Here is a 7601-nt window from a genome sequence, read left to right as displayed (position 1 = left end):
GCCTTATCTATTGAGGAAGCTGCTGATTATACGGGAATTGGCAGGAACACCCTGCGAAAGTTGGTAGAGTGGAAGAAACTTCCGGTATTGAAGGTTGGGAGAAAAGTCCTGATCAAAACGGATATGCTGGAACTTTTTATGGAAGCCAACGAGGGCAGGGACTTGAGGGATAAGGGAAATGTGAAAGCAGTCACAAGAAACGGTTCAACTTAAAAAAGCGGTTCCCGAAGAAACCGCCAAAGGTTCTATCAGACCGGAGCCATGATATACCTACACGCAAGCAGATTATACCATGTACTTCGTCTGATAGACAACAGGAAACTTATGTTTGGAAGAAAAATGAAAGGACGATGATATTTATGGCAAGATCAACAAAGAGTTATGAGGAGCGTATGCTCCAGTTGGAAAAGAAAGAACAGGAAAGCCTTGAGAAAGCAAAACAGTATGCAGCACAGAAACGGGAACTGAAGAAACGTCAGAAAGATGTGGAAACCAAAAAACGGACACACAGGCTCTGCCAGATTGGCGGTGCAGTGGAATCGGTACTGGGTTCTGCGATTGAGGAAGATGATATCCCAAAGCTGATCGGCTTCTTAAAAAGGCAGGAAGCAAATGGGAAATTCTTCTCAAAGGCAATGCAGAAAGAGCCAGTTGCAAATACGGAGGAAGTGTAATGCCGGAGGGAGTGGAGTTTCCATTCCCTTCATTGCTTTTTTATGAAGGGCGCACTTATGGACAACCAGAGGTCGTCCGTATAAGTTTGCCACAGGTGGCAACCGGTCTGCGCTTACGCTTGCCGGGCTCGTTCCGTCGGCGGGGCTTTCAGCCAGACCTGCTCATGCCGCAGGAGGCACTCTTCGCCAGAGGGGCACATTCCATGCAGGCTGTTATGCACAGGGCACTCTTACGCAGAGGGTGCTCCGGCAGATACCATTTTCTTTTAGGAAAAACGTTACCTGCCGGAAATCAAAGCCGGATACGGCAGAATGGGGGAAACGGAGCATGGCGATTTTTCATTATACAGTAAAGATTGTTGGACGCAGCAAAGGAAAATCCATCATATCGGCGTCTGCTTATCTCAATGGCGATGTGATGAAAAATGAAGAAACAGGCAGGATCAGCTACTACACTTCAAAAAAAGAAGTCGTTTATACCAGCCTGATGATGTGTGAAAATGCACCACAGGAATGGCAGAATGTACCTGCTGAAAATATCAGACGGTTCCAGAAATCTGTCCGATATAAAAGGGCAGATAACCAAAATGCTGCACTGGAAAAATTCAAACTTACTTTTCAGAAGCAGCGTTTATGGAATGAAGTCTTGAGGATAGAAAAAAGTTCAGATGCACAACTCGGCAGGTCATTTGAGTTCTCACTTCCGAAAGAATGGAGCCGACAGGAACAGATTGATTATACAACTGAATATATTCAAAAGACCTTTGTAGATAAGGGAATGTGTGCGGATTGGAGTATCCACGATAAAGGAGATGGTAATCCCCATGTGCATTTATTGGTGACGTTGCGACCATTCAATTCAGACCACTCATGGGGTAACAAAGAAATCAAGGATTGGGAGTTTGTCAGAGATGAAAATGGAAATATTGTGGTGGATGAATCCCATCCGGACTGGTGGCAGGATAAAAAGAACCCTGACCGTCATGGAATCCGAATCCCCGTACTTGATGAAAATGGAGTCCAGAAAGTCGGGACAAGGAACCGCAAACAGTGGAAACGTGTATTAACCGATGCTACCGGGTGGAACAATCCGAAAAATTGTGAGCTATGGCGGAGCGAATGGGCAAACGTCTGTAATGCACATTTGAAAACGGAAAATCACATTGACCATCGTTCTTATGCAAGGCAGGGAAAATTAGAGATACCGACGATCCATGAGGGCGCAGATGCCAGAAAAATTGACGAGAAATTTCAAAACGGACAGACATCCTCTACTTCATGGAAAGTAGAGGAAAACCAGATCATAAAAAGACAAAATGCACTGCTGGATAAAATACAGATTTCTTTTGGAAAAGTATCCAGTGCATTAACACAATGGAAGGAGCGATTGCGTGACATTAGAAGAAAGCCGGGAAGTCATTCCCATGATGGAGACAATGATAAACCAGATCGAGGAACAGCAGAATCTTATGGCAGAGATGGTACAGGAATTGCAGGAACGGGACAGGCAGCTCCTGTCTTTTCAGGAGCAGAACCAGAGTTTAAAAAGCTTAAACAGCGAATTATCCAGGCTGCTAAATCTTTTGCCAGATACAGAAGAACTGCTCTCACAGATCGAGCAACAGAAAACCAGAATCGAACAGTTGGAAAACGAGAATCAGCAATGGCAGGAATTAACGCAGAAGCTGAACAACGAGAACAGCTTATTGCAGAAACAGAACAGCGAATTGCTGACCTTAAACAGCAGATAGAGAAAGCGAGGGAGATCGATGAGCGAATGCAGAAACTTAGAGAACGTCGGGCAGGTGGAAGAACTTCTGCTGATGACCGAACAGATGCAGGACGAACTGGATCAGAAAGACCAGACAATCCAGGAACTAAACAGGCAGCTAAGCGAATCGCTGACCTTGAACGAGAAATTGAACAGCGAAAACAGAGCCGAGAATATCGAAGCATTGCGGACAAGATTAAGGCAAACAGAGGAACGATTGACCAGCGAGACAGACAGCAGGAAAAGAGCCGACGCAGAAGCCGTGGCATGGAAATTTAAGTATGAAAAAGCAGAGCAGGAAAAACTTTATGCACAGACACACCAAAAGACGGTAGAGGTAGCTGTTGAGAAAAAAGTGCCTTATGAGAAATGTGAAAAATGTGACCGTACTGCTTACCGGAAAGCAAAAGAAAAATGCGATAGCCGTAAAAGCCAGTTAGAAAAGAAATATAAAAATATGACGATTGGTTATGAAAGTATCTTGTTTCTACTGGCATGGTACAGCATAACAACAACACTGTTTACTGCGATTCTTTCGCCGGTTTTCCTTAACGACTGTATCGTCTTTTTCGGTGCGTTAGGAAAAGGAATGGGAAGTTTATTTCGGGAGTTTGTGACAGGTGCAGACTCTTTCGGACAGTTAAGCAGTGGAATACCTAACAGTATTCTTTCCGGGATTGTGTACTGGCTGATTGCCGGTACTGTCATGGCAATTTTATTCGTAATAACCGGGTGGCTGATAATCGGGATTGGTTATCAGGTAGGAAAAATCTACCGGAAATATTGTTGGGATATCATCAGTATCGTGGTAGCGATAACGAGTACAGCTGTTGTAATTTACTTTGGAGAATGGATTAAAAACGCTAATCCGATAAATCTTATTGTATTGCTATTACTGTCGCATATTATTTATATTGGAATCAGATGTTATGTGAAAGACTGGATGGAAGAACGAGGATATTATTAAAAGAGGACAGGGAAATTTCATAATCTTCCTGTCCTTAGTAAGGGACTATTGATTGTTTATATAAAGAAAAAGTATATAAATAAATCTTGACAATTAGTACGAACTCGGGCTATAATACAAAAGTCCGGATTCGTACTAATTTAAGGAGGAAAAAGATGAGAAAAGATAATAATATGATAATACAGTTGCAACGATATTATGCTTTATGGAAAGAATGTACAGCAATGTATGAGGAATGGTCAAAGGATCAGGGACTGTCTTCAAATGGAGTTTTTGCTTTGCATTCATTTTATGAAAGTAATGGAAGATGCACGCAGAAAATGATAAGTGAAAAATGGAATATACCTAAGCAAACGGTAAATACGATACTAAAAGATTTTCAGAAAAAAGGATACATCAATATGGTATCTGATGATTCAGACAAGAGAAATAAGCTGATATGCCTCACAGAATCAGGAATGGAATATACGAAAGATATCATAGAAAAACTGCACTCAAAAGAAATATATGTAATCGAAAAAATGGGATTAGAGAATATAGAAAGTCTTAATGATAATACAGAGCTGTTTATCAGACTTTTCAAGGAAGGAGATTGTAAGAAAAATGAATCATAAATCATTATTTTTTAAATATGTTATTCCATCTATTATAGCATTTGCATTATCAGGAATATATGCGATAGTGGATGGATATTTTGTAGGCAATACCATAGGAGATGCTGGACTTTCGGCTATTAATATTGCATATCCGATTGAGGCTTTGATTCAGGCTCTTGGAACAGGAATTGGTATGGGAGGAGCTGTTTATTACTCAATTAATGCAGCAGAAAAGAAAGGAAAACGGGCAGAAGAATTTATTGCTACAAGCTGGTGGCTTCTTGTAATAGTAAGTGTTATCAGTACCATAATTATTTACTCCTTTTCGTCTAAAATTTTAGGATTGCTTGGAGCAGATGGAATTATATTAACAAATGCGACAGATTATATCAAAATTATAGCACTTGGAGCAATATTGCAGATTCTTGGAACTGGAATGATGCCATTCATTAGAAATTATGGAAACTCTTTCTGGTCAATGTTTGCGATGGTTGGTGGATTCATAACCAATATTGTTCTGGATTTTATCTTTGTATGGATATATGAAATGGGCATGAAAGGTGCAGCCACAGCTACAATAGCCGGACAGGGTGTGACTGCAGCAATTGCAATCATATACGCATTATATAATAAAAAGTTTTATGTGTATGTATCCTTAAAAAATGTAAAAGAAATGTGTGGCGCTATATTCAGAGTAGGTCTTGCACCATTTGGGCTAGCATTGACTCCTAATATTTCATTGGTGTTTATAAACCGATTCTCCGCTTCTTATGGGGGAGAAAAAGCTATTGCAACTTATGCATGTGTATCCTATATTATCTGTATCATATATCTCATATTGCAGGGCGTAGGTGATGGAAGTCAACCTTTAATGAGCCGTTTTTATGGTGAGAAGGATCAAGAAAGCCTGAGAGGAGTTCAGAGAATGGCATACATTTTTGCAATAATTCTTGCTGTTTGTGGTGGAATTATCATGTATGTAAACAGAGCAAATATTGGAGGGGTTTTCGGAGCTTCTTATGAAGTAAGTATTGAGATTTCTAAAATTGTACCTATATTTTTAGTGTCATTACCATTTGTTGCGATTACCAGAATAGCGACAGCTGGATTTTATGCTACTGAAAAAAGTGGATTGTCATACATTCTTACATTCATTGAACCAGTATTGATGCTGATATTTATGCTTGTTTTACCACCTTTATTTGGTGGACAGATTATGATATGGTGGAGTACGGTATTGGCACGTGTTTTTTCAGCGATTCTGGCATTCATACTAATAAAATATTGCGAAAAGGGAGATTTGCAATATGGAATACAGAAAATTTAACAATCAGATAGTAGCAAGAATAATCTAGGTTTATCTATTGTATTTTTAAGGACAGCCTCATAGCAATAGGGCTGTCCTTTTAAAATTATGAAGCTAATTTTTAATAAATTCTAGTAGATTTTGATTGGAATAATCATAACTCTAATGAATCTTCAGCATCTACCCACATCTGTAAATTCCCATCAAGATATAACCTTGCATATTCTAATGGCTCATCGATTGCAAGCGATGTCAAAGCACAATCAGATCCAGGTGTGGTTCTTAAATTTTTTTCTGCTTCCCAACAATCAATACGGAGTATATAGCCCGTATTAGTATATACATCAATGCTGTTGCACTGTGGATTGTATTCTGCAAATATTGTTCTCATCGTATCCCATCTCCTTATCATTTAATCAATCAGTAGTAGCAAAAATTAAGAAGCATTTCAATCAGTTCACCATGTCACTTTTATTTTGTGTTATACTGTCTTATAGATTTTTCTTGCCCTTGTATTTGCCCTTATCAGAGTGCATAAACACTGATGGGACGATATAACACAAGGGAAATAATAAGGGAAAGCTCACCTGCGACAAATCCAGTGTTTTCAAGGGGTTGCGAAGAATTTAATAATAAAATATAACAGTTATTAAATTTCTTAAAACAGGTGAAATCTCAATCGGAATTTGATGAGGTGATAATATGAGCAAAAGTAAGAAGTTGACAAATAGGATTATTGCTGTCCTATTGATTGTTTTGGGTCTTATATTGGGTGGCACATGGAATAGCGCGAAGTATTGCATTGGAGATAAAATTTTTATCGCCTCAGGTATATCTCCTTGGTCAAATGGTTCAAGTGGAACACATTATCCTGCTATTATTGGTAGTTTTGTTATTTTGGCTGGAATAAGTATCTTGAACTTAACTTTGCAAAAGAAAACTCGTTTGTGGATTTGGACTGCTGTTATTCTATGCTTTATTTTGTTTAATTTGTTTTTTACCTATATGTAGTAGATGATAACTTTCAGTTTGAAGTGACCTTCCCCCCAAAAAAGCGGAAGCTTCCGGGTGCGTAGCACGGAACAATCCGCAGGAATCAAAATAGTGGGCTTTTGACCTCGATATTATGCAATAAACATGGAGAAAGTCAGGTGACGATCGATGAAATATATCCATATCACGAAAGAGAACATTGATAAGGAGCACATCTGCTGTGCCATGTCCGGCAAGCAGGCTCTTGCAAAAAAGGAGTGGCTGAAGCAGCGCTTTGATGAGGGACTTGTCTTTTATCGCAGTGAGGAGCGTGGAAAGTGCTTTATCGAATATATTCCAGCGGAAAACGCATGGGTGCCCATTGAAGCAGGAGGCTGGCTTTATATCAACTGCCTTTGGGTTTCCGGCTCCATGAAGGGACACGGCTATTCCTCAGAACTGCTTTCCGAGTGTATCCGGGACGCGAAAGAACAGGGAAAGAAAGGTATTTGCATTCTGTGCGCCGAGGGACGGAAACGGGAATTTTTAGCTGATCCGAAATTTCTGAAGTATAAAGGCTTCAAAGTCGCGGATATATCTGACTGTGGGATCAACCTCATGTACCTGCCCCTTGCAGAGAATGCGGATCAGCCGAGATTCAAAGATTGTGCCAGACATCCGAAAGTCAGCGAAACGGGCTTTGTCCTCTATTATACCGACCAGTGCCCTTTCACCTATTATTGGGTGCCGAAGGTACTGGAAGCGGCAAAGGAACACAGCATTCCATTTCAGGCATTTCACATTATCAACAAAGAAGCCGCGCAGAATGTACCTGCACCGGTCACTACCTATGCCCTGTTCCGGGATGGAGAGTTTTTGACCCAGGGCATTCAGTCAGATAAAAAGTTTCTGGCACTGGCGGGCATAAAGTGATGGCAGATGCGTTTCGTTACGATTGCAAAGAGCATGTATAAGGGGTGGAAAGTGAGGAAAAGAACATCTATGAAAAGAAAAATCATCATTGCGGTGGCAGTCATCGCAGGTATTTTGGCAGCAGTTGCGATTATTTCAATTTTGGCACAGACGCCGATGCCGATCTGACGAGTGGAAGATAGTCCTGAATTTGGATGTGCAAGCATGGGCGAGGCTGCCCCCCAAAAATAGGGGGCAGCGGTGCAGGACGTTATAATGATAAGGATTACTTTATGAGGCAAACAGATCAGGAAGGTTACGTTGATATGATGCCGGAATGATCCAAAATTAAAAAAATGAAAAAAACGGTTGACTTTTGTCCGGGGATTTGATATTATAATAC

At 40.4% G+C, this 7601-nt stretch carries 11 protein-coding genes; 9 read left to right on the top strand and 2 right to left on the bottom strand.

The window, feature by feature from the left end:
- The 7 genes from DXA87_RS17270 to DXA87_RS17240 all read left to right on the top strand — a co-directional run.
- Nucleotides 1-213, top strand: a 213-nt coding sequence (locus DXA87_RS17270) for a helix-turn-helix domain-containing protein (RefSeq protein WP_147326543.1), incomplete at its 5' end; no start/stop codon positions are given.
- A 146-nt stretch (nt 214-359) separates the two neighbouring features.
- Nucleotides 360-674, top strand: coding sequence for a DUF3847 domain-containing protein (locus tag DXA87_RS17265; RefSeq protein WP_002578306.1), 315 nt, complete (start codon nt 360-362; stop codon nt 672-674).
- Nucleotides 674-1027: a hypothetical protein gene (locus DXA87_RS18790; RefSeq protein WP_058692446.1), complete on the top strand. Its 354-nt coding sequence runs from the start codon at nt 674-676 to the stop codon at nt 1025-1027. The genes DXA87_RS17265 and DXA87_RS18790 overlap by 1 nt, the downstream gene beginning before the upstream one ends.
- Nucleotides 1003-2724, top strand: coding sequence for a MobA/MobL family protein (locus DXA87_RS17255; protein WP_117505527.1), 1722 nt, complete (start codon nt 1003-1005; stop codon nt 2722-2724). The genes DXA87_RS18790 and DXA87_RS17255 overlap by 25 nt, the downstream gene beginning before the upstream one ends.
- Nucleotides 2708-3412 carry a DUF6040 family protein gene (locus DXA87_RS17250; protein ID WP_021369328.1) on the top strand — a complete coding sequence of 235 codons (705 nt, stop codon included), beginning with the start codon at nt 2708-2710 and terminating at the stop codon, nt 3410-3412. Before DXA87_RS17255 ends, DXA87_RS17250 begins: the two co-directional genes overlap by 17 nt.
- A 155-nt stretch (nt 3413-3567) precedes the next feature.
- Nucleotides 3568-4026, top strand: a complete 459-nt coding sequence (locus DXA87_RS17245) for a MarR family transcriptional regulator (protein WP_009243743.1) — start codon at nt 3568-3570, stop codon at nt 4024-4026.
- Complete coding sequence (locus tag DXA87_RS17240) at nt 4016-5335, top strand: MATE family efflux transporter (protein WP_002595210.1); 1320 nt, start codon at nt 4016-4018, stop codon at nt 5333-5335. The genes DXA87_RS17245 and DXA87_RS17240 overlap by 11 nt, the downstream gene beginning before the upstream one ends.
- 133 nt (nt 5336-5468) lie before the next feature.
- Here the strand turns inward: DXA87_RS17240 and DXA87_RS17235 are convergent, their stop codons facing one another.
- Nucleotides 5469-5705, bottom strand: a complete 237-nt coding sequence (locus tag DXA87_RS17235) for a DUF6061 family protein (protein ID WP_002578301.1) — start codon at nt 5703-5705, stop codon at nt 5469-5471.
- A 311-nt stretch (nt 5706-6016) separates the two neighbouring features.
- Between DXA87_RS17235 and DXA87_RS17230 the strand changes: the two genes are divergently transcribed.
- Nucleotides 6017-6325 carry a hypothetical protein gene (locus tag DXA87_RS17230; RefSeq protein ID WP_117505525.1) on the top strand — a complete coding sequence of 103 codons (309 nt, stop codon included), beginning with the start codon at nt 6017-6019 and terminating at the stop codon, nt 6323-6325.
- A gap of 150 nt (nt 6326-6475) precedes the next feature.
- Complete coding sequence (locus tag DXA87_RS17225; RefSeq protein WP_117505523.1) at nt 6476-7219, top strand: GNAT family N-acetyltransferase; 744 nt, start codon at nt 6476-6478, stop codon at nt 7217-7219.
- Here the strand turns inward: DXA87_RS17225 and DXA87_RS18270 are convergent.
- Nucleotides 7177-7601: hypothetical protein (locus tag DXA87_RS18270; RefSeq protein ID WP_207659043.1), on the bottom strand; the 425-nt coding region annotated here is incomplete at its 5' end. The genes DXA87_RS17225 and DXA87_RS18270 overlap by 43 nt on opposite strands.

Source organism: Desulfotomaculum sp. OF05-3, from assembly GCF_003435535.1.
Lineage (GTDB): Bacteria > Bacillota > Clostridia > Lachnospirales > Lachnospiraceae > Pilosibacter > Pilosibacter fragilis.
Note: the sequence above shows the minus strand (reverse complement) of the source record. Positions and strands in the feature narration are given on the sequence as shown.